Source organism: Micromonospora sp. LOL_021, assembly GCF_048060215.1.
In the GTDB taxonomy this organism is placed as follows: domain Bacteria; phylum Actinomycetota; class Actinomycetes; order Mycobacteriales; family Micromonosporaceae; genus Micromonospora_E.
The window spans coordinates 1-297 of sequence record NZ_JBHMIN010000177.1 but is presented as its reverse complement, the minus strand read 5'-3'; the positions used below and the strand labels follow the sequence as shown (position 1 = coordinate 297).

The window sequence follows — 297 nt, the reverse complement described above, 5'->3', positions numbered from 1 at the left end:
GTGCCGATGTAGTTGTGGCCGAGCTGCAGCGCCTCCCGCAGCGACAGCTCCAACACCTTCTTGGCCCGCGGCGTGAACGGGATGTGCCCGCTCGGCGCCTGCTGGCCCTGGCCGATCACCTCCTCGACCTGTTGACGCACACCTTCCAGCGAGATGCCCAGACTCTCCAGGGCCTTCGCCGCCACGCCCTCACCCTCGTGGATGAGGCCGAGCAGGATGTGCTCCGTGCCGATGTAGTTGTGGTTGAGCATCCGGGCTTCTTCCTGAGCCAGGACGACAACCCGTCGCGCTCGGTCG

At 66.7% G+C, this 297-nt stretch carries 1 protein-coding gene; it reads right to left on the bottom strand.

Annotation, left to right across the window (positions count from 1 at the left end):
• Nucleotides 1-297 (bottom strand): Clp protease N-terminal domain-containing protein (locus ACFHWT_RS31570; RefSeq protein WP_416598371.1); only part of this gene is annotated, 297 nt, incomplete at both ends.